The organism is Anaerofustis sp. NSJ-163, from assembly GCF_024135845.1.
Lineage (GTDB): Bacteria > Bacillota > Clostridia > Eubacteriales > Anaerofustaceae > Anaerofustis > Anaerofustis butyriciformans.
The window spans coordinates 419,282-439,062 of record NZ_JAMYJV010000003.1; the positions used below are offsets into that span (position 1 = coordinate 419,282).

Sequence of the window (19,781 nt, forward strand, 5' to 3'; positions counted from 1 at the left end):
AATAGGGTATAAATTTTATGAAAGGATATAACATTTATGGATAAGATTGCAGCTTCGATTATGTGCGGAAATGCTTTAGAATACGGTGAAGAATTAGATGCGCTTAAAGAAGCAGGCGTGGATATGATCCACTTTGATGTAATGGATGGTGAATTCGTAAATAATTTAGGCATGGGGCTATATATGCTTGAAGCAATGAAAGAATATACAGATATGATATTTGATGTTCATTTAATGGTTGTTGAGCCTGATGCTTATTATGAAAGAATCGCAAAAACCGGAGCAGAATATATTTGTATTCATGCTGAAGCGGTAAAGCATTTACACAGAAGTATAATGGCTATTAAAGCTGCCGGCGCTAAAGCTGGTGTTGTTTTGAATCCATCTACTAACTTAAATGTTTTAAAAGAAGTTATCAAAGATATTGATTTGGTTTGTCTTATGACTGTTAATCCTGGTGGCTCAGGAGAAAAATTCATTCCAAACCAATACAAAAAAATTGCTGATTTAAAAGCAATGAAAGAAAAATATAATCCTGACTTGTTGATTGAAGTAGACGGTAATATTGGACCTGAAACAATCCCTGGATGTGCAAAAGCAGGTGCAGATGTTTATGTTTGCGGAACAAGTGCTATTTTTAAAGGAGATAGAAATTTATATAAACCTTTAACAAAAGAAATGAAAGATATAATACATAAAGCAGTAGGGGAGGACAAATAAGATGAATGATTTAAAAGTATCAGCGTCAATTATGTGTGGTAACCCTATGAAGTTCGGATGGGAACTTGAAAAGCTTGAAAAAGCCGGTGCAGACATGATTCATTTTGACATGATGGACGGGCATTATGTTGAAAATATAGCTATGGGTATATATATGCTTGAACATATGAAAAAGAAAACAAAAATTCCTTTCGATGTTCACCTTGCAATGTTCCATCCTGAAAAACATATTGAAAAATTATGTAGTATTTTAGATGAAAATGACTTTATTCACGTTCATCCTGAAAGTACTATACATATACACAGAGTATTAAGAGATATTAAAAGAATGGGTGTAAAAACAGGTGTTGCATTAAATCCTGCAACAAATGAAGATGCACTTGAATATTTAATCGACGATATCGACATTGTTCTTGCAATGACGGTTTCTCCTGGATTTGCCGGTCAAAAATTTATCAAACAAACTCTTGGTAAAATTGAAAATATAAGAAAAATGGCAAATGACAGAAATCCGGATTTAATGATAGCCGTTGATGGAAATATTAATGAAAACACAATTCCAAACTGCGTAAAAGCAGGCGCAGATGTTTTAGTGGCAGGAACATCATCTATCTTTAAAGGTGATGATGCTGATTATAAAGAGCTTATTCAAAAAATGAAAGACTCAGTAAAATAAAAGAAAGAGGTACAATTCAAATGAGTGAAATGATGAGAGGCTTATGCCTAAATGAAGACAGACAACTTGAACTTAGAGAGTTCCCTGTTCCAGAACCTAAAAGAGGTTATGTAAGAGTTAAAGTAAAAAGAGGCGGTATCTGCGCTACAGACTTAGCTTACTGGAAATTTGGTTCTGATAGATTAGGTGAACTTCCTGTAATTATCGGACATGAAGGTTGTGGTGTTGTTGATAAACTAGGTGAAGATGTTACTGATGTTAAAGTTGGTGACAGAGTTGTTGTTATGACTACATACAAAGTATGTGGTAAATGTAAAAACTGTGCAGTAGGTAACACAAACGTATGTATCGAAAGATTAGGTATCGGTTCTAAAAAGAACGGATGTTTTGCTGAATACGTAGAAGTTCCTTCAACAAGCTGTATCCCAATGCCAGATAACATGAGCTTTGAAGAAGGTGCTTTAATCGAAGTATTAGCTTGTGGTATCCATGCTGTTAGAGAAACAACTACTACTCACTGTGATGAAGTTGTTGTAGTTTGTGGTCCTGGACCAATCGGTACACTTGCTGCTTTAGCTGCTAAAGCTAATAACTCAACAGTTATCTTAACAGGTATCAACCAAGATAAACACAGATTAGAAATTGCTAAAACATTAGGTATTGATTACTGTGTAAACCAACAAGAAGAAGATTTAAAAGCTCTTGTTATGGATTTAACAGATGGCTATGGTGCTGATGTTGTTGTTGAAGCTTCAGGTGCTTATCCATCATTAAATACATGTCTTGACATCGTTAAGAAAACTGGTACAATTTCTCAAATGGGCGTATTCCATGGTCCATCTCCAGACTACTTAGACTTAGGTAGAATTCAAGAAAAAGAAATCAGAATCCAAGGTACACTTTCTCAAAAACCAACAGCTTGGAGAAGAGCTATTGATTTAGTTGCTGCAGGCAAAATCAATATTAAACCTTTAGTATCTGATGTTATGAAACTTGAAGATTGGGAAGAAGCTTTCAATAAAGCTGCTAACGTAACAGGTTTCAAAGTATTATTTGACCCAGAAATGAAATAGTAAAATAAATACTTAAAAAAGGTGCTTTAAGCACCTTTTTTATTTGCTCAAAATAATAAAAAAGGTTTTAATCGTTACAATTGTCATCAGGTAAATATAAAAATTACAATAGTAATTGACAATGATGTTCATATGTTATATAATAATGACAACAAAATACAATGTTTAGGAGAGTGAAATAATAATGGCTAAGAAAAATGTAGTTATTACAGGCGGAGCCAAAGGTATTGGTAAAGCTATTTGTGAAAAATTTATTAAAGAAGGTTACGAAGTTATCATCGTAGACTATGATGAAGCTGGTATGATTGAAACTCAAAAAGAATTACAAGAAAAAGGCGCTACAGTTTATGCTGTAAAATGCGATATCTCTAATTTAGATGATTGCAAAAAAGTTGCTGAATTAGTTGAAAAAGAATACGGTTATTTAACAACATTAGTTAACAATGCTGCAATCGGTCCTGGTGGAGATCCAAAAGAAATCAGCTTAGACCCAGTTTTATTCCAAAGAACAATGGGAATTAACGTAAACGGTCCTTTCCATATGATTATTTCTTTACTTGACTTATTACTTAAAGCTAAAGAACAAGATCAAGTTCCTTCAGTAGTTAACGTTGCTTCAACAGCTGCATTTACTGGTGGTGGCGGAAGCGTTGTATACGCTGCAAGTAAAGGTGCTGTAGTTTCTATGACAAGAAGTTTTGCAAGATTCTTTGGTGATACAGGTTTAAGAATCAATGCAGTTGCTCCAACATTAATTATGACACCACTTATGGCTGAAAGATTCAAAGATGATCCAGAAGCTTTACAAAAGAGAAAAGATTCAGTTCCTCTAGGAAGATTTATGGATGTTACAGAAGTTGCTGATATAGTTTACTTCTTAAATACACCTTCATTCATCCATGGTGAAGTTATTATTGCTGACGGCGGAAGAAGCTTAAGTGTATAATATGGATACAAACAAAGATATAGATATTAAAGAAAAAGATAATTTGAACGAAGAGAATAAAAACGAAGATAAAGAGTTTCATTTAGATTCGACAAGTGGAGAAGATAGAAGAAAAATACTTGCCAGCTATAAGAAAAGTTTAAGAAAAAGAGCTTTTGCTCCTTTAATAGGCGGTAATGTTGGTATTAATCCCATAGACCTTTTAAAAGAAGAAGAAGCTGAAAAATCTAAAAATCAAACATTGGATATTTATGATTTAATGGAAAGAAGAATAGCCATGTTAGAAAAAAAGGTCGATCAGGCTCTATCTATGGCACGATTTTCATTTTATGTAAGTGTAGTTGCTATTTTATTGATGTTTTTATTGCTTTATATAAAATAGGGAGAACATTCTCCCTATTTTTATGTGAATAGTAATATTATTGATTTTAGATAATATATATTAACGTAATTTAATTTGTTGTTTTACTTTTATATTTTATTGACAAATTAAAGTTAAAGTATTATACTATTATTGTAACAAAGTTTCATTGATGTTTTATTGTAACAATAATGAAAACCTTTCGATAGATTATCGAGATGCTTGACAATTTAATATTAAATAATTAATTAGGTTAGAATATTTTTCGCTTACAGATTTAATCGGGGGTGATTAGATATGAAAACAATATTGGTGGCTTGTGGAACAGCAATTGCTACTTCTACAGTCGTTGCCAAAAAAGTAAAAAGACTTTGCGAACAAAATAATATTGAAGTAAAAACGGTTCAGTGTAAAGCTGCCGATGCTGCTTCTAAAGCAAATGAAATATTACCTGATTTGGTAATAGGAACTTGTGATTTGCCTGGAACATTCCCTTGCAAAACAATTAATGGAAGGGCATTCTTAACAGGTATTAAGTTACAAGAATGTATTGATGAATTATTGGAAACATTAAAAAGTTAAATTCATTAGGTATTATAAGAAGATTTACGTAGGCGGGAATATTTAACATAGAAAACAAACAATTTTAATTTTAAAGGAGAAAAACAATGCAAGTCGTAACAACTATATTTAGTTATATAATTGACATGGGTGCATCAGTTATGATGCCTATTATCTTTACAATTTTAGGACTTATCTTAGGTGCTAAATTTGGTGAAGCTTTAAGAGCTGGTATGACTTTCGGTGTTGGTTTCATTGGACTTAACGCTGTTATAGCTATTATGTCTAATGCAATTTCAGTTATCGGTGCAAAACTAGTTGAAAACTTAAACTTCCCATTAACAGCATTTGACGTTGGTTGGGCTGCTGGTTCAGTTATCGCTTGGTCAACAGAAGTTGTTCCATTCGTATTTATTGCTGTAATCATTACAAACATTGTAATGATAGCTTTAGGCTGGACAAAAACAATGGACGTTGATATCTGGAATTACTGGCATGTATTATTTACAGCATCAGCTATTATCTTAGTTTGCGGAGAAGCTAACCCTGTATTAGCATGGGTATTTGCTATCGGTCAAGCAGTATTAATGATGGGTATTATATTCATCGTTGCTGACTGGGTACAAGCAGACTGTGCTGAAGTATTCGGACTTGAAGGTATTTCATTACCTCATATCCAATCTATGTGTAACTGTATCGTTACATATCCTGTTGATAAAATAATCGGAATGATTCCTGGTCTTAAAGACATTCACTGGACAAGTGAAGGTATTGCTGAAAAACTTGGTCTTCTTGGTGAACCAATGATTATGGGATTTGTTATCGGTTGTATTCTTTCAGGTTTGGCTCAATTTACAACTGCTGGTACAACTATCGCTTCAGGTATTCAACAAATGTTAATCGATGGTATGAACATTGCTGCCGTTATGGTTCTTATCCCAAGAATGGTTGCATTATTGATGGAAGGTTTAATGCCTATCTCTGAAATGACTCAATCATTCCTTGAAAAGAGATTCCCAGGTAAAGAATTATACATCGGTCTTGATGCTGCCGTAACAACAGGTCACCCATTCGTTATTTCATTAGCATTACTTGCTATTCCAATTATTTACATTGAAGCTATAATCTTACCATGGAACACAGTTCTTCCATTAACAGACTTAGCTGCATTAGTATTCTATGTACAATGTGCTGTATTACCAAACAAAGGTAACTTATTCAGAGGTATTATTGAAACAATCATTATGTGTGCAATTTACCTAACATTCTCTACAATCGCAGCAGATGTTATGACAGGTCTTGCAAGCTACACAGGTCTTGCTGTTCCTGAAGGCGCTACACAAATTACAAGTATCGCTTTAGGTTCTCAATGGATTACATGGATTCCATTCCTAATTGCTAAATGGATTATGCTTTAATTTAAACTGGTAAATAAGTAAAGTACATTATTAAATAATTAATCTGGTCACACCCAAAGGGTTCTCGTTTGAGGACCCTTTTTAATTTGAAAATTAATATTGCAAAAACAAAATCTTATGGTATAATAGATTGGTAATACATATGTATTGTTTTTTCATTTTTATATAATATATGCGCCCTTAGCTCAGCTGGATAGAGCGTTTGACTACGGATCAAAAGGCCGGGGGTTCGAATCTTCCAGGGCGCGCCATTCGACATTAAACACCATTGAGGTGTTTTTTTTATTAAAAGTTGTTATTTATAGAAGTAAATAAATTATAAAATAATTTAAAGAAATATGAAAAATATAGTAAATATTTGACAAAATATGAAAAATATTATAACATTATAATGACTAAAACTATAAGTAAACTTTGGAGAAACTATGAAGAAAAAATTTATTGCGATTATTTTAATGCTATTTTGTGTTACTGCTTTTATGGATTTTCCATTTGTAACTGTTAGTGCAAAAAAGTCTACAGAGCAGCAGTTAGAAGAGAAAAAACAACAAATAGAAAATAAAGAATCTGATTTAAAAGATGCATCAAGTGAAGCTGATCAACTTCAAAGCGAAATAGATGATTATGAAAGTAAGATTTCTGAATTAAACAAAAAAATAAAAACTCAGGAGTCTAAGAGAGATAAAGTTGAAAAAGAACTTGAAGAAGCTCAAAAGAAATTAGATAAAGCAAAAGAGAAGAAGGAAAAATATGAAAAAATATTTGCTCAAAGAATGGAAGTTATGTATATGTATGGTGGTAGCGGGTATTTAGATGTAATCTTTTCTTCTTCCGGATTATCTGATTTAATAAGCAATATATCTAATTATAAAGAGTTAGTTTCATATGATCAAAGTATAATAAGTAACTTACAACAGGCAGAAGCAGAAATTGCAACGCAAACAAAAAAAATAGAAGACGATAAGAAAGAGTTAGATACTATAATTGCAGGTTTAGAATCTGATAAAGAAGATCTTAATGTGTTGACAGAGGCTAAAAAGTATCAATTAACTGACGCAAATGAAAGTATCGAAGCGATTGAAGAACAACTTGACATGCTTGAAAAAGAAGCGATTGAGTTAAGTGATAAACTATATGAAGAAAATATAAAAAATGGTAATTACTCAAGTGGTAATGCATATTACGGTAGAGGCCGTACAGCTGTTGTAAATGCTGCAAAAGCTCAAATAGGTAATTATAATGGAGAAAAATTCTGGAGTTGGTATGGATTTAATTATAGAGTTTCATGGTGTGCATGCTTTGTTTCATGGTGTGCAAATGAGGTAGGTTATATTAAAGCCGGCGTAATTCCAAAATTCTCATATGTTGATAATGGAGCTAATTGGTTTAAGGCAAGAGGAAGATGGAAAGGCAGAAGTTATAAACCATCTCCGGGAGATATTATATTCTTTGATTGGGATGGTAATGGAGTAGGAAATCATGTAGGTATAGTTGAATATGTAAGTGGAGGAACTGTACATACAATTGAAGGTAATACGTCTAATATGTGTGCAAGAAGAAGCTATTCTATAGGTTCTTGGAATATAATGGGATATGGTGTTCCTAATTATTAAAAAACGGTGCAAAAAAAGCACCGTTTTTTTTGTGACTAAGTCACAGAAAATAATTATATATAATGTTATATTATAAAAAAAGGGGTAAATAAAATGCAGTATATTTGTAAGATATGTGGTTATGTTTATGATGAAGAAAAAGGGATTCCGGATAAAGGAATTAAGGCTGGAACAAAATGGGAAGAATTTCCTTCTAATTGGAAATGTCCTCTTTGTGGTGCAAGTAAAACAGATTTTAAACCAGTAGTAGAAGAAATAAATAATGAAATTGAGTATGAACCTCATGTTTCAAAAGAAATGTCTGCTATGGAAATGAGCATTTTATGCTCAAATTTGGCAAAGGGATGTGAAAAACAATACATGGAAAAACAGGCAGATGGATTTAGAAAATTATCAGAAGTGTTTTTACAAAAGGGTGAAGGTGTTAAAGACTGTAATATAGATGATATGCTTGATATTTTACAAAAAGATTTAGATGTGCTTTATCCATATGCAAATCAAATAGCAAGAAAAAATTCTGATAGAGGTGCACAACGTGTTATGGTATGGGGAGAAAAAGTTACAAGAATGTTGGATTCCTTGCTTAGAAGATATAAAGAAGAAGGTGAAAGCATGATTGAAAAAACAAATGTATGGATTTGCAGTGTATGTGGATTTATATATTTGGGGGAAGACGCACCGGCACTTTGTCCTGTATGTAAGGTTCCGGATTGGAAGTTTGAAAAAGTTGAAGGGAGAATGTAAAATGTCAGAAAAATATGCAGTTCGTAATTTAAGATTATGTACAAAAGATTGCTTGTGTTTATATGTTTGTCCTACAGGAGCAACAGATACAGAAAATAGTATTATTGATGTAGAGAAATGTATAGGGTGTGGCACATGCAGTGAAGTATGTCCTTCAGCGGCTATTTCAATGGTTCCAAAAAAATTACCTGTACAACAAAAGAAAAAAGATGATACAATAAAAGCATTAAGAGCTATTATTTCAAATAAAATAGAATTGGAAAACATTGCAAGAAGTTGTAACAGTGCATTAATGGTTGCTGCCGAAAAATCGTCAAGACTTGTTGCAGAGGATCTAAGCAGAGAAGCGGGATTTATGATTCCTCAAAGTGGAAATTCAAAAGCTTTCTTAGAATCTTTGATAGGCGATGAGACGATTCCTCAGGATATTATAAAAGATTTATTAAATACAATTAATTTTAATGAAGAAAGTTCATATGAAAAAAATGAAATCGTGAAATGGAAATGCAGTGTATGTGGTTATATTCATGAAGGAAAGAATCCGCCGGCACTTTGTCCTGTTTGTAAACAGCCTGCAGAAAAATTTTTCAGAGTAGAATAAAAAAAGAGAAGATTATCTTCTCTTTTTTTATTATTTTAATTTGTTGATTGCATCATAAAGTTTTTTAGCACCCATTTGAGGATAGTTAAGTGCTAATCCATCAATTACAGGAATATCTGTATCAGGAACTTTTACACCAACTTTAACGATAGCATCAGGAGTTTCTGAAGCTATTAATTCTTCAATATTATCTGTAATAACGTTACATTTTACAACTTCAACATCTTTTCCACAGTTAGTGTGAATTAAATCTTCAAATTTAGCAAATTTAGCATCTTTCATGCTTGCTGCGATAATAATTTTCATGTTCATTCTCCTTTTCTTATTACTTACAATATTATAATTTATATTACAAATGATTGCAAGTGTTCTTATACAAATTAGTACAAGTTAAGTTTTGAAGAGGAAGGGTTTAAAGTTTTTAATCCACCGTCAATATATATTGTTTGACCTGTTAGGTAATCTGATAAATCAGTTGCCAAAAATTCGATAACTTTTGCACAGTCTTCTGTATTACCAAGTCTTCCCATAGGAACTTTTTCTGTAAGTTCACTAAATTGCTCTTCAAAATGAGCATCCCATTTTACTGTATGTATATATCCCGGTGCAACTGCATTTACGTTTACTCCATATGGAGCAAGTTCTAATGCAAAAGTACGTGTTAAAGAGTCCACACCTGCTTTGCCTGCAGAATAATGAGCTTGAGTAATAAATAAAGGTACTGAACCACCAACGGAAGAAATATTAATTATTTTACCGCTTTGTTGTTTTTTCATTTGTTTCCCAACATATTTACAGAAAATAAAAGTTGAAAGTAAATTAATATTTAGAGCATGAACAAATTTATCTGTATCCATCTCAGTAGCAAGAGCAGGTCCTGCTCCTCCTGTTCCTCCAACATTATTAATTAAAATATCAATATGTCCAAATTCTTTTATTACTTCATCTACAACCATTTTGCCAAATTTATCATCGGTTGCATCTCCTTCAAATGCCATTGATTTTCTTCCCAAAACTTCAATTTCTTCTTTTACGGTTGGAGCAAGAACATCTTTTTCTTTAAATTTTGTTGCTTTTACATCTAAATCTGTAATAACAACATCTGCTCCAAGTTTGGCAAGTCTAAGAGCATATTCTCTTCCTATGCCTCTTGCAGCTCCTGTAATTAAAGCAACTTTTCCTAAAAGTTTTTCTTCCATTTTATTGTTCTCCTTAATTTTGTAAATTTATCTTATAGTTCTCCCTCCATCGACGTGGATTTTTTGACCTGTTACATAACTTGACATATCACTTGCGAAAAATAATACAGCTTGAGCTGTTTCTTTTGGGTCTCCAAAACGTCTTAAAGGAATTTCTTTCGTTACTCTGTTTCTCTTTTCTTCATCAAAGAATTCTTTTACCATGTTTGTTTCTGTAGGTCCTGGAGCAACTATATTACATCTTATACCGTTTACTCCATGATTTTGTGCGATTGAGCGCATTAAAAGTTCTACCGCAGCTTTACTCATTGCATATGGACCGTTTCCGCTGCTTGGTTGTGCAACCGCAGAAGATGATATGCTTACAATGCTTCCTCCTGTTCCTTGTTCTTCCATTTGTTTTAAAGTAAGTGTTGTCATATAATATGTTCCATCTATGTTTGTTTTTATTACTTTATGATATTCTTCATCCGTTATATCAAGGATATTACCTTTTGAAAGTCCCATTCCTGAGTTATTAACTAAAATGTCAATATGTCCAAAAGCATCAAGAGCTTCTTTTATGATTTTTTTGCAATCATCATAATTGGATATATCACCTTTTACTGTTATTGCTTTTGAACCCATTTGTTCAATTTCTTTTTTTACTTCATTGGCTTCTTTTTCGCTTGATCTGTAATTTATCACAACAGATGCATGGTTTTTTCCGAACAGCTTCGCAACTTCCTTACCTATGCCTGTTCCTGCACCTGTTACAATTGCGACTTTGTTTGTTAACATTTTAATTCTCCTTTTTTATTTGCATTTATTTTTGTTTTAAATTCTATTAAAACAATGTTATCTTTATTATATGATATCACATTATAAATAAAAGTGTCAATAAACATAATTATCTTTTGTAAAAAATTACAAATGGTAATTCTCTTTAAACAAAAAAAGAACAGATAAAAATCTGTTCTTTATGTAAAGTACTATTTCATTCGGTCTAATAGAATTGTGTTTCGTTCTTTAAGATAAATCTTTTAACAATAAATACTTAAAAATAAAATGTAATTAAATTAATTATTTAACAGCGTTAATTAAATCTTCTTTGAATTGATTTAAACCAACACCTGTAAGTAGGCATCTACCATTTAAAAGAACTGTATCACCGATATCTCCAGGAATATCTGTTGTACCAACGATTACGTCTGGTTTAATAACTTTTACTTTTGAAGCAGTTTCAGCAGCTTTACATTGAACTGTTTTTACTTGAATACCAGCTTCTTTACAAATTCCTTCACATTTTTTTGCAGCTACTGTAGATGTAGCAATACCTGTTCCACATGCAACTAAAATAGTTTTCATATAATAAAATCCTCCATTAATTAAATAAATAATAAAATCCTATTATTTACCAAAATATGTACTTTTAAAAAGATTTATTTAAAGCAACTTTTATTACAAACGGTTATTCCGTTTTGTACTTAATTTGAATTTGAACTTAACAGCTTGACAATAACGGAAAACAATTCTTTTTTAAATTCTGAGATCCCATTTTCTGTAATTAATGATTTTCCGTTTATGACAGGTATATTAAATTCTTGGTTTAATTCAGCGGTTGTAACGATTATATCTGGATCAATCATTTTTGCTCTTGCTTTGGCATCGCTGACTTTGCATTGATAAGTTTCAATATCAATATTTTCTTCTTTGCAAATTGATTTAAGCTTTTCTGCTGCTAAAGTTGATGTTGCGACACCACTTCCGCATATAACAAGTATAGTAATCATAATTATCCTTTCACGTTACTTTTGCACAACACTATTATAACATAAATATAAATAATTTAAACAATAAAATTATGTTTTTTTTAAAAAAGTTCGATACTGTTACATTTGTCATGCATTAGAATTAATAACAAATTTTTTTATAAAACTTTATATTTCTAAATAGCATTTTAATGTTTTATTTGTATTTTTTCAATATATTTATACAATAAATTTATAAAAAATATATATTTTTTTAAATGTTAAATTTTTATTAATAATTGTGTATAATATTGATGAAGAAAGTCATAAATGATAGAATTATAAATTATATTATCGTGCGCCTGTAGCTTAATGGATAGAGCAGGCGGCTTCGGCCCGCTTAGTGGGGGTTCGACTCCTCTCAGGCGTACCATTTGGAGATTGTTAATATGGAGAGGGAAAAAAAGAGAAGAATATTATTTTTAATTCTATTTTATATTTTCATGATGTTTGTTTTTGTTCTTTTGCTTGGCGGTAATATAAAATATAATCCGACAATACGATACTCCGTTAAATCTTTATTTGCCGGACTTGATTATGAAAAATTGGTTTTACATAATAATTATGATGCACATATAAAATCACCTTTTTTAAAAAAAGATGATTTGGATAAAATGGATTTATCAAATGTAGAAAATTTAATGATAATAGCTCATCCTGACGATGAAGCTTTGTGGTCAGCAATGGAACTTATTAATGAAGATTATTTGGTATTATGCATTACAAATGGTAAAGAAACAGGGAATATCAGATATAATGAACTAAATGATGTAATGAAAAAAACAAATGATAAATGTATAGTACTTTCTTATCCTGACGCATATAAATTTAGGAGAGTTGATTGGAAAGAAGCCGGAGTAATGGATTATATAACAAAGGATATTGAAACTGTTTTGTTATATAAAAATTGGAATAAGGTTGTAACGCATAATCCTGAAGGTGAATATGGACATATTCATCATATATACGTTAATAATATTACTACCGGATTATATAATAAATATATAAATAAAGATACATTGTTTTATTTTACAAAATATTATGATAAGGGAGAACTTTTTAAGGTTGACAATTATCTTTCTCCATTAACTCAACAACAGGTTGAAGAAAAGATGGGTCTTTTAGATTTATATAAATCTCAACCCGGAGCTTTTGTAAAATATGGACAGATGATTAAGTACGAAAAGATAGTAAATGCTAAGGATTTTGAAAGCAGTATATAACTTGTAATTAGATAGTTTTATGTTATAATTATATCAAATTATTTTTGTTTTGGAGGATTATTATGAACGCAAAAAAAGCTTTGGTTATTGTTGAGGGATTGGTTGTTGCAGCTCTAGCAGTTTGGGTTTTATTTTTTAAATAATATTATTTATTAAAGGGGATATATATGGATAATTTTATTAATCGTGCAGTAATTAGAGATAGAGCCAAGGAGTTACTTAAAGGAAAATTCTGGTATATTATAGGTTCATTTTTCCTTGTTTATTTGGTTCAATTAGCATTTTCTGTCATAGGTGGGTTCATTGCAGACGAGTCTTTTATTTTAAGTATTGTAATTTCTATTATAAATTTATATGTTTCTGCAGCATTTACAATAGGTTTATTTAGGCTTATTTTTGAATTGGATGATGGAAAAGAATTTAACATTACAAATCTTTTCTTATATTTTACAAGGTTTAAAGAATGTTTAATTCCTGCATTAATAGAGCTTATTTTTGTATTAGCTTGTGTTATATTATATGTTATTTTTGCTATGATATTTCTAGCAGGGGATATTTATTCATTAATGTATGCTTATCCATATGTATCTGATAACATGTTATACAATGTTCTTGCATCAATGATGCCTAAAATGTTCCTTTTTATAATCGTATTAGGAATAATCTTTTCTTTTTTAAATGTTGTTCCTTTAAGTGGATATGGAATTGCTGCAAAAGATGATAAACGACTTTTAAATAACTTATTCTCAAATGCTTTTAAAATAGGTTTAAGTAATATAAAAGATTATATATTAATGTTATTGTTTTATTTTGTTTTGGGACTTGGGCTTGTTATCTTGTATTTCATATTTTATATGATAGTAGGTTTTATTGCTTATATGTTATGGCCTGTAGGTATTATTCTAATTTTAGCTTTATTCTTTGGTGCATTTGTATTTTTTGTATGGAGTGAAATGTCTTTTGCTTTATTATGTAAGAAATTTATTGAAAAAGAAATATACTTAAAATACGAACAATATGGCAGTTACTCTAATAACAATTTTAATTATGGTAATCAATATAATAATTATACAAACGATACAAATGTTTATAATGAAAATAATCAAGATAGTGTACACTATGAAACCAATGTTGCTGAAAACAAAACAACTGAAGATAATATAGTTGATGTAGATAAAAATAATAATATTGATATTGATACAAGTCTTGAAAAAGGTGAGTTTGATATTGAAGCTCTAAAAAGACAACAAGAAAATAAAGAAATGTAAAAAGAACGAGAAATCGTTCTTTTTTTTATGAAAAATCTAAATATAATCATATAAATTTAAGGATAATTTAAGATTAATAAAGTAAAATAATAAATGTATAATTATAAATAAAATTTTATAAAAATTATTTATTTTGTTAGCTTTTTTGGATTTATAAGGATATAACTATTTAAATTGATTTTATAAATATAAATAGATTAAATTTTCTGAATTTTTACTTATTTATGTTTCCCATATAGATAAAATATGATATAATGAATTAATTATACTTAACTTGTAAGCTGGGGGAGGTTTATATGTTACAAAAAGAAGACAATACTCAAAAAAAATATGCGTTTATGAAAGATACTTTAAGTATGCTATATAAAAAATATGGTTATGAACAAATAACAATACCAATGTTTATGCCTTATGATTTATATAAAAAATATGATATTAGTCATAGCAATGAACAATTAAAATTAATTGATGGGGAAGGTAATATTCTTGTAATAAGACCTGATGCAACCTTTCATGTTTTAAAAACTGTTGCTAATATGAAAAATAAAGAAAGCGAAAAATATTTTTACGAATCAAAAGTATTTAGAAATAAATTTAAAGATTATACTTTAGATGAAATTAACCAAACAGGAGTTGAATGTTTCTTAAAAGAAAGTGACTTGGTAGACAGTGACATTATTGCACTTGCTCTTAATAGTGTTTTTGCTCTTGGAATTGAAGATATAAGACTTGATTTATCTCATGCAGATTTTGTTTATGGACTTATAGAAGAAATACATGAAATAAAAAAAGAAGAGGTAGAAACTGTTCATAAATACATAGAACAAAAAAACAGTGCAGACTTAATAAGCTTTTTGGACGGAAGAAATATAGATAAAAAATATCTAGATAAACTTATTGATATATGTATGCTTTTTGGTGACTTTGAAGATGTAATGAATAAAGCAAGAGACATAGCCGTTAATGATAAAATGAATAATGCTCTTGATAAAATTGAAGGCGTTTATGAACTTTTAAAAATTCATGGTCTTGATAAGTTTGTTTACTTAGATTTAGGTTTTACAAACGCAATGCATTATTACAGCGGAATAATGTTTAAGGTTTATTCTATTGATGCCGGAGGAGAAATCATTACAGGGGGAAGGTATGACAGACTTGCAAAGAAATTCGCAGGTAGACAAGGTGCATGTGGATTTAGTCAAAACTTAGATTTAACTTCTCAAATACTTAAAGAAGATACAAAATTCTTCGGGGTAGATTATATAGTTCATTGTTTGGAAAGCGATAGTAAAAAAGGTATTGAAGTTTCAAATAAATTAAGACAAAAAGGCTATAATGTTTCAATGGTAGCAGATAAGAGTTTTAAGGTTGTAGCAAAAGAAAATAATAAAACCTTAAAAGAAAATGAATTATTAGATATTTTAGGAGAGTAATATGATAAAAATAGCAGTTGCAAAAGGAAGAGTAGCAAAACAAGCCATAAAGTTGTTTAATGAATTCGGTATTACTTTTTCCGAATTTGATTTGAATAGAAAACTTATTTTAAACAGCGATGATAACAGTGTACAAATGGTTCTTGTAAAACCAAGTGATACTCCTATATATGTAGAAAGCGGAGTATGTGATTGTGGTATTGTAGGTAAGGATATACTTCTTGAAGATAATCCTGATGTATATAGATTGTTCCCTTTAAATATTGGAAAATGTAAAATGTGTGTTGCAGGATTTAAAGGTACAGATGTAAAGAATATGAAGCAAATTGTTGCTGCTTCAAAATTTGTAAATATTGCAAAAGAATATTTTGACAAACTTGGAATAAAAGCAAAAATTATAAAAATAAACGGTTCCGTTGAGCTTGCACCCCTTCTTAAAATGTCAGATGTAATAGTTGATATTGTTGAAAGCGGGGTTACTTTAAAAGAAAACGGACTATGTGTATTAGAAGAAATTTTTGATATATATTCTGTTTTTATCGTAAATAAAGCAAGTTTAAAAATGAAACATTCTTCATTAAAACCATTTATAGAAAACTTAAAAGCAGCAAATGAAAGAATGGAGTAAAAAGATGAAAATAATAGATTTAAAAAATAAAGAAAATTATTTAGATATATTAAAAGAAATTTTACAAAGACATGGTAATAAGTTAAACGAAGTAGAAAAAATTGTTGAAAATATAATTAATGACGTAAAAGAAAATAAAGATGAAGCTTTAAAAAGAATGATGAAAGACTTTGACCATGTTGAAGTTAAAAGTTTAAGAGTTGATAAAGAAGAAATAAAAAAAGCATATGAAAATGCAGATGAATATTTTATTGAAGTATTAAAAGAAAGTAAAGAAAATATAGAAAAATATCATAAGAACCAAAAATATTCTCATTTTGATATGGATGAAGGAACAAAAAGACTAACTCAAAAAGTTACTCCTATCGAAAGAGTGGGATTATATATTCCAGGAGGGAAAAGTCCTTATCCTTCAACCGTTCTTATGAATTCGATACCTGCAAAAGTTGCTGGAGTAAAGGAAATTGCCCTTATTACTCCTCCTGATAAAGAAGGAAAAGTAAATCAAAATATTCTTGCTGCGGCTTATGTTTGCGGAGTTGATGAAATTTACTTATCAGGTGGTGCCGGAGCAATAGCGGCTCTTGCTTATGGAACAGAGAGCATAAAACCCGTATATAAAATTTGTGGTCCTGGAAACTTATTTGTTGCAGAAGCAAAAAGAAAAGTTTATGGTGATGTAGATATAGATATGCTTGCCGGACCAAGCGAAGTTTTAGTGATTGCCGATGAAAATGCAAATCCTGTTTATGTTGCTGCTGACTTATTATCTCAAGCAGAACATGACGAGAATGCGGCTTGTATTTTGGTTACTACAAGCGAAAAATTGGCAAAAGAAGTTGAAAAAGAAGTATACAGACAATTAAAAGAACTTACAAAAGAAGATATAGCTTCAAAAGCTGTTGAAAATTACGGAATGATATTCCTTGTTGAAGATATAGACAAAGCCTTTGATGTTGCGAATGAAATAGCACCGGAACATTTGGAAATATCTCTTGAAAATCCTTTTGACTATATAGATAAAGTCCAAAATGCAGGAAGTGTATTTATGGGTGAATATACTCCTGAACCTGTGGGAGATTATTTTGCAGGCTCAAACCACACAATTCCTACATCAGGTAAAGCAAAGTTTTATTCCCCATTATCAACTTATGATTTTATGAAAAGAACAAGTATAGTTTATTATTCAAGAGAAGAACTTATGAAGCATAAAGATAAAATCATTGCATTTGCAAACAAAGAGGGGCTTACTGCCCATGCAAAAGCTGTTGAAAGGAGATTTGAATAATGGATATAAGAGAGCTTGTTGTTCCAGCCTTAAAAGATTATGAATGTTACAAGGCTGCGGGACAGGATTACAGAATAATATTAAATGCAAATGAGCATTATGAAAATTTTCTTGGAACAAAACTTCAAAATGATTTTATTGAAAAAATGAAAAATATCAATATAAATCGTTATCCGGATCCTGATGCAAAAAAATTAAGAAAAGCATATGCAGATTTAATAAATGTTGATATGGATAAATTGATTGCAACTTCAGGCTCAGATGAAGGTATTACTATAATCAGTGCTACTTTTGTGGATAAAGATGATGTTGTAATGAGTTGTGATCCTACGTTTTCAATGTATGGTCAAGCAGCTATTTTAGCAAAGGGTAAATATATAGGAATAGAAAGTGATAAAGAAGATTTTACTCCTGACATTGATACATTAATAAAAAGAGCAAATGAAGAGAATGCAAAAATAATTTATATATGCACACCAAACAATCCAACAGGATATTTGTATTCAAAGGATGACATAAAAAAAGTTATTGACAATACAAGTGCTATGGTTGTAATAGATGAAGCATATATTCATTTTGCAGAAGGTGAAAACCTTGATTTGCTTGATTACAGTAATAGAGTAATAATTTTAAGAACCTTATCCAAAGCATTTAGCGGTGCGGGACTAAGAGTTGGGTTTATAATTGCAAATAAAGAAGTTATTGATTTCTTATATGCTGCAAAAGCTCCATATAATTTATCAGTTACTTCTCAAACAGCAGGAGAGGTTTTGGTTGAAAACCATAAATACATAGAAGATGAAATAGAAGTTATAAAGGAACAAAGAGACAGGATAGTCGATGTACTAAAAGAGTGTGAAGGAGTATTTATATTTCCACTAAACGCAAACTTTATAACAATAAGAAGTGATAAGGCATATAAACTTTATGAAGAATGCGAAAAGAAAAGCATATCTATAAGGGCATATGGAGAGAGCCTAAAAAATATAGTAAGAATAACAGTTGGAAGCAAAGCAGAAAACGATGAACTTATTGAAGTAATAAAGGAGGTTTTCTAAATGAGATCAAGTTATGAACATAGAATAACAAAAGAAACCGACATTGAAATTAATTTGAATTTAGACGGAAGTGGTAATGTTTATGCTGATACGGGGGTAGGTTTTTTTAATCACATGATTACTCTTTTAGCATCTCATTCAAAATTTGATATAGACATTAAAGCAAAAGGTGATTTTGAAGTTGATAATCATCATACCGTAGAAGATATAGGTATTGTTTTAGGTAAATGCTTTAAAGAAGCTGTAGGGGATAAAAGAGGCATTAACAGATATTCAACTTTTTTCATTCCTATGGATGAAGTTCTTGCAAGAGTAAGTGTTGATGTTAGCGGCAGAGGATATCTTGTATATGAAAATCCTTTTAATGTTGAAAGAATAGGGGACTTTGAAACTGAAATATTAGAAGACTTCTTATATGCATTTTGCATAAACGGAGGGCTTAATCTTAATATAAAAATATTAGACAAAGGTAATAATCATCATATGTGTGAAGCTATCTTTAAAGCTTTAGCCAGAGCTTTAAAAGAAGCTGTTACAATTACAAGTGATGAAATTCCTTCAAGTAAAGGTGTATTATGATAGGTATTATAGATTACGGTGCAGGAAATTTAAAGAATGTATACAATGCTCTTTTAAGGCTTGGATTTGACAGTGTTATTACAAATGACAAAGACGTTCTTTCGAAATGCGATAAACTTATTATTCCAGGCGTTGGAGCTTTTGGGGATGGGATGGAAGGTTTAGTAGAAAATGACTTGATAGACTTTATTAATAATTGGGTAGAGGAAGGTAAGTATCTTCTTGGGATTTGTCTTGGAATGCAGTTATTATTTGAAAAAAGTTATGAAATGGGAGAGCATAAAGGTCTTTGTTATATAAAAGGAGAAATTGTTCCTTTTGATATACCTAAAGAATATAAAGTTCCTCATATGGGATGGAATGAACTTGTTATTAATAGAGAAGATAACATTGTTAAAGGCATAAATAACGGAGAATATGTTTACTTTGTTCATTCTTATCATGCAGATAAGATGAATGATGAAAACTTAATTGCTTACAGTGAATATCATTATAAAGTTCCTGCAGTCGTTAGAAACGGTAATGTTATAGGTATGCAATTTCATCCTGAAAAAAGCGATAAGACAGGAGAAAAATTACTTTTAAACTTTTTGGGAGAATAA

Annotated in this window: 23 protein-coding genes and 2 tRNA genes; 20 read left to right on the forward strand and 5 right to left on the reverse strand. The window is 30.4% G+C overall.

Features of this window, described 5'->3' with window-relative positions; genetic code table 11:
- Window positions 1-36 precede the first annotated feature (36 nt).
- From rpe (M6G78_RS05450) to M6G78_RS05500, 11 genes are all read left to right on the forward strand, one after another.
- Window positions 37-720: a ribulose-phosphate 3-epimerase gene (gene rpe, locus M6G78_RS05450; protein ID WP_253229829.1), complete on the forward strand. Its 684-nt coding sequence runs from the start codon at window positions 37-39 to the stop codon at window positions 718-720.
- A gap of 1 nt (window position 721) precedes the next feature.
- Complete coding sequence (rpe, locus tag M6G78_RS05455) at window positions 722-1,396, forward strand: ribulose-phosphate 3-epimerase (protein ID WP_138268908.1); 675 nt, start codon at window positions 722-724, stop codon at window positions 1,394-1,396.
- 20 nt (window positions 1,397-1,416) lie between these two features.
- Window positions 1,417-2,469: a zinc-binding dehydrogenase gene (locus M6G78_RS05460; RefSeq protein WP_253229830.1), complete on the forward strand. Its 1,053-nt coding sequence runs from the start codon at window positions 1,417-1,419 to the stop codon at window positions 2,467-2,469.
- Window positions 2,470-2,653: 184 nt separating this feature from the next.
- On the forward strand, window positions 2,654-3,415 hold the full coding sequence (locus M6G78_RS05465; RefSeq protein ID WP_138268906.1) for an SDR family NAD(P)-dependent oxidoreductase: 762 nt from the start codon (window positions 2,654-2,656) through the stop codon (window positions 3,413-3,415).
- A gap of 1 nt (window position 3,416) precedes the next feature.
- Window positions 3,417-3,797: a hypothetical protein gene (locus tag M6G78_RS05470; RefSeq protein WP_138268905.1), complete on the forward strand. Its 381-nt coding sequence runs from the start codon at window positions 3,417-3,419 to the stop codon at window positions 3,795-3,797.
- A gap of 276 nt (window positions 3,798-4,073) precedes the next feature.
- Window positions 4,074-4,358 carry a PTS sugar transporter subunit IIB gene (locus tag M6G78_RS05475; protein ID WP_138268904.1) on the forward strand — a complete coding sequence of 95 codons (285 nt, stop codon included), beginning with the start codon at window positions 4,074-4,076 and terminating at the stop codon, window positions 4,356-4,358.
- Window positions 4,359-4,444: 86 nt separating this feature from the next.
- On the forward strand, window positions 4,445-5,755 hold the full coding sequence (locus M6G78_RS05480; RefSeq protein WP_253229831.1) for a PTS transporter subunit IIC: 1,311 nt from the start codon (window positions 4,445-4,447) through the stop codon (window positions 5,753-5,755).
- Window positions 5,756-5,929: 174 nt separating this feature from the next.
- Window positions 5,930-6,006, forward strand: a tRNA-Arg gene (locus M6G78_RS05485).
- Window positions 6,007-6,180: 174 nt separating this feature from the next.
- Window positions 6,181-7,368 carry a CHAP domain-containing protein gene (locus M6G78_RS05490; RefSeq protein WP_253229832.1) on the forward strand — a complete coding sequence of 396 codons (1,188 nt, stop codon included), beginning with the start codon at window positions 6,181-6,183 and terminating at the stop codon, window positions 7,366-7,368.
- A gap of 93 nt (window positions 7,369-7,461) precedes the next feature.
- Window positions 7,462-8,112, forward strand: coding sequence for a rubredoxin (locus M6G78_RS10305; protein ID WP_138268901.1), 651 nt, complete (start codon window positions 7,462-7,464; stop codon window positions 8,110-8,112).
- 1 nt (window position 8,113) lies between these two features.
- Window positions 8,114-8,713, forward strand: a complete 600-nt coding sequence (locus M6G78_RS05500; RefSeq protein ID WP_253229833.1) for a rubredoxin-like domain-containing protein — start codon at window positions 8,114-8,116, stop codon at window positions 8,711-8,713.
- A gap of 30 nt (window positions 8,714-8,743) precedes the next feature.
- Here the strand turns inward: M6G78_RS05500 and M6G78_RS05505 are convergent, their stop codons facing one another.
- The 5 genes from M6G78_RS05505 to M6G78_RS05525 form a co-directional block, all read right to left on the reverse strand.
- Window positions 8,744-9,019 (reverse strand): hypothetical protein, encoded by a 276-nt coding sequence (locus tag M6G78_RS05505; RefSeq protein WP_138268900.1) that lies wholly within the window; start codon window positions 9,017-9,019, stop codon window positions 8,744-8,746.
- Between the two features lie 74 nt (window positions 9,020-9,093).
- The gene (locus M6G78_RS05510; RefSeq protein ID WP_138268899.1) at window positions 9,094-9,912 is read right to left on the reverse strand and encodes an SDR family NAD(P)-dependent oxidoreductase; all 819 of its coding nucleotides are present in this window, start codon (window positions 9,910-9,912) and stop codon (window positions 9,094-9,096) included.
- 27 nt (window positions 9,913-9,939) lie between these two features.
- Complete coding sequence (locus M6G78_RS05515; protein ID WP_138268898.1) at window positions 9,940-10,692, reverse strand: SDR family NAD(P)-dependent oxidoreductase; 753 nt, start codon at window positions 10,690-10,692, stop codon at window positions 9,940-9,942.
- Window positions 10,693-10,974: 282 nt separating this feature from the next.
- Window positions 10,975-11,259 (reverse strand): PTS sugar transporter subunit IIB, encoded by a 285-nt coding sequence (locus tag M6G78_RS05520; protein ID WP_138268897.1) that lies wholly within the window; start codon window positions 11,257-11,259, stop codon window positions 10,975-10,977.
- 119 nt (window positions 11,260-11,378) lie between these two features.
- Window positions 11,379-11,684: a PTS sugar transporter subunit IIB gene (locus M6G78_RS05525; protein ID WP_138268896.1), complete on the reverse strand. Its 306-nt coding sequence runs from the start codon at window positions 11,682-11,684 to the stop codon at window positions 11,379-11,381.
- Between the two features lie 316 nt (window positions 11,685-12,000).
- On the opposite strand from M6G78_RS05525, the gene M6G78_RS05530 reads away from it, so the two are divergent.
- The 9 genes from M6G78_RS05530 (at window position 12,001) to hisH (ending at window position 19,781) form a co-directional block, all read left to right on the forward strand.
- Window positions 12,001-12,075: transfer RNA gene (locus tag M6G78_RS05530), tRNA-Arg, on the forward strand.
- A 16-nt stretch (window positions 12,076-12,091) separates the two neighbouring features.
- Entirely contained in the window at window positions 12,092-12,925 is an 834-nt protein-coding gene (locus M6G78_RS05535; protein ID WP_138268895.1) for a PIG-L family deacetylase, read from the forward strand.
- A 167-nt stretch (window positions 12,926-13,092) separates the two neighbouring features.
- Window positions 13,093-14,193 carry a hypothetical protein gene (locus M6G78_RS05540; RefSeq protein WP_253229834.1) on the forward strand — a complete coding sequence of 367 codons (1,101 nt, stop codon included), beginning with the start codon at window positions 13,093-13,095 and terminating at the stop codon, window positions 14,191-14,193.
- Window positions 14,194-14,489: 296 nt separating this feature from the next.
- The gene (locus M6G78_RS05545) at window positions 14,490-15,626 is read left to right on the forward strand and encodes an ATP phosphoribosyltransferase regulatory subunit (protein ID WP_138268043.1); all 1,137 of its coding nucleotides are present in this window, start codon (window positions 14,490-14,492) and stop codon (window positions 15,624-15,626) included.
- 1 nt (window position 15,627) lies between these two features.
- A complete protein-coding gene (gene hisG, locus M6G78_RS05550) occupies window positions 15,628-16,254 on the forward strand; it encodes an ATP phosphoribosyltransferase (RefSeq protein WP_138268044.1) in 627 nt (208 codons plus the stop codon).
- Window positions 16,255-16,258: 4 nt separating this feature from the next.
- Window positions 16,259-17,542, forward strand: coding sequence for a histidinol dehydrogenase (gene hisD / locus M6G78_RS05555; protein ID WP_138268045.1), 1,284 nt, complete (start codon window positions 16,259-16,261; stop codon window positions 17,540-17,542).
- Entirely contained in the window at window positions 17,542-18,600 is a 1,059-nt protein-coding gene (hisC, locus tag M6G78_RS05560; protein WP_138268046.1) for a histidinol-phosphate transaminase, read from the forward strand. The genes hisD and hisC overlap by 1 nt, the downstream gene beginning before the upstream one ends.
- Window positions 18,601-19,179 (forward strand): imidazoleglycerol-phosphate dehydratase HisB, encoded by a 579-nt coding sequence (gene hisB, locus M6G78_RS05565; protein ID WP_138268047.1) that lies wholly within the window; start codon window positions 18,601-18,603, stop codon window positions 19,177-19,179.
- Window positions 19,176-19,781 (forward strand): imidazole glycerol phosphate synthase subunit HisH, encoded by a 606-nt coding sequence (gene hisH, locus M6G78_RS05570; RefSeq protein ID WP_138268048.1) that lies wholly within the window; start codon window positions 19,176-19,178, stop codon window positions 19,779-19,781. Before hisB ends, hisH begins: the two co-directional genes overlap by 4 nt.

What these genes read in the sequence shown, in the direction of transcription:
- M6G78_RS05480 (WP_253229831.1), top strand. Translation starts at nt 4,445, where the DNA reads ATGCAAGTCGTAACAACTATATTTAGTTATATAATTGACATGGGTGCA.
- M6G78_RS05510 (WP_138268899.1), bottom strand. Translation starts at nt 9,912, where the DNA reads ATGGAAGAAAAACTTTTAGGAAAAGTTGCTTTAATTACAGGAGCTGCA.
- M6G78_RS05460 (WP_253229830.1), top strand. Translation starts at nt 1,417, where the DNA reads ATGAGTGAAATGATGAGAGGCTTATGCCTAAATGAAGACAGACAACTT.
- hisG (WP_138268044.1), top strand. Translation starts at nt 15,628, where the DNA reads ATGATAAAAATAGCAGTTGCAAAAGGAAGAGTAGCAAAACAAGCCATA.
- M6G78_RS05540 (WP_253229834.1), top strand. Translation starts at nt 13,093, where the DNA reads ATGGATAATTTTATTAATCGTGCAGTAATTAGAGATAGAGCCAAGGAG.
- M6G78_RS05470 (WP_138268905.1), top strand. Translation starts at nt 3,417, where the DNA reads ATGGATACAAACAAAGATATAGATATTAAAGAAAAAGATAATTTGAAC.
- rpe (WP_138268908.1), top strand. Translation starts at nt 722, where the DNA reads ATGAATGATTTAAAAGTATCAGCGTCAATTATGTGTGGTAACCCTATG.
- M6G78_RS05490 (WP_253229832.1), top strand. Translation starts at nt 6,181, where the DNA reads ATGAAGAAAAAATTTATTGCGATTATTTTAATGCTATTTTGTGTTACT.
- hisD (WP_138268045.1), top strand. Translation starts at nt 16,259, where the DNA reads ATGAAAATAATAGATTTAAAAAATAAAGAAAATTATTTAGATATATTA.
- M6G78_RS05515 (WP_138268898.1), bottom strand. Translation starts at nt 10,692, where the DNA reads ATGTTAACAAACAAAGTCGCAATTGTAACAGGTGCAGGAACAGGCATA.
- M6G78_RS05500 (WP_253229833.1), top strand. Translation starts at nt 8,114, where the DNA reads ATGTCAGAAAAATATGCAGTTCGTAATTTAAGATTATGTACAAAAGAT.
- M6G78_RS05505 (WP_138268900.1), bottom strand. Translation starts at nt 9,019, where the DNA reads ATGAAAATTATTATCGCAGCAAGCATGAAAGATGCTAAATTTGCTAAA.
- hisC (WP_138268046.1), top strand. Translation starts at nt 17,542, where the DNA reads ATGGATATAAGAGAGCTTGTTGTTCCAGCCTTAAAAGATTATGAATGT.
- M6G78_RS05525 (WP_138268896.1), bottom strand. Translation starts at nt 11,684, where the DNA reads ATGATTACTATACTTGTTATATGCGGAAGTGGTGTCGCAACATCAACT.
- M6G78_RS05465 (WP_138268906.1), top strand. Translation starts at nt 2,654, where the DNA reads ATGGCTAAGAAAAATGTAGTTATTACAGGCGGAGCCAAAGGTATTGGT.
- M6G78_RS05520 (WP_138268897.1), bottom strand. Translation starts at nt 11,259, where the DNA reads ATGAAAACTATTTTAGTTGCATGTGGAACAGGTATTGCTACATCTACA.
- hisH (WP_138268048.1), top strand. Translation starts at nt 19,176, where the DNA reads ATGATAGGTATTATAGATTACGGTGCAGGAAATTTAAAGAATGTATAC.
- M6G78_RS05535 (WP_138268895.1), top strand. Translation starts at nt 12,092, where the DNA reads ATGGAGAGGGAAAAAAAGAGAAGAATATTATTTTTAATTCTATTTTAT.
- hisB (WP_138268047.1), top strand. Translation starts at nt 18,601, where the DNA reads ATGAGATCAAGTTATGAACATAGAATAACAAAAGAAACCGACATTGAA.
- M6G78_RS10305 (WP_138268901.1), top strand. Translation starts at nt 7,462, where the DNA reads ATGCAGTATATTTGTAAGATATGTGGTTATGTTTATGATGAAGAAAAA.
- M6G78_RS05545 (WP_138268043.1), top strand. Translation starts at nt 14,490, where the DNA reads ATGTTACAAAAAGAAGACAATACTCAAAAAAAATATGCGTTTATGAAA.
- rpe (WP_253229829.1), top strand. Translation starts at nt 37, where the DNA reads ATGGATAAGATTGCAGCTTCGATTATGTGCGGAAATGCTTTAGAATAC.
- M6G78_RS05475 (WP_138268904.1), top strand. Translation starts at nt 4,074, where the DNA reads ATGAAAACAATATTGGTGGCTTGTGGAACAGCAATTGCTACTTCTACA.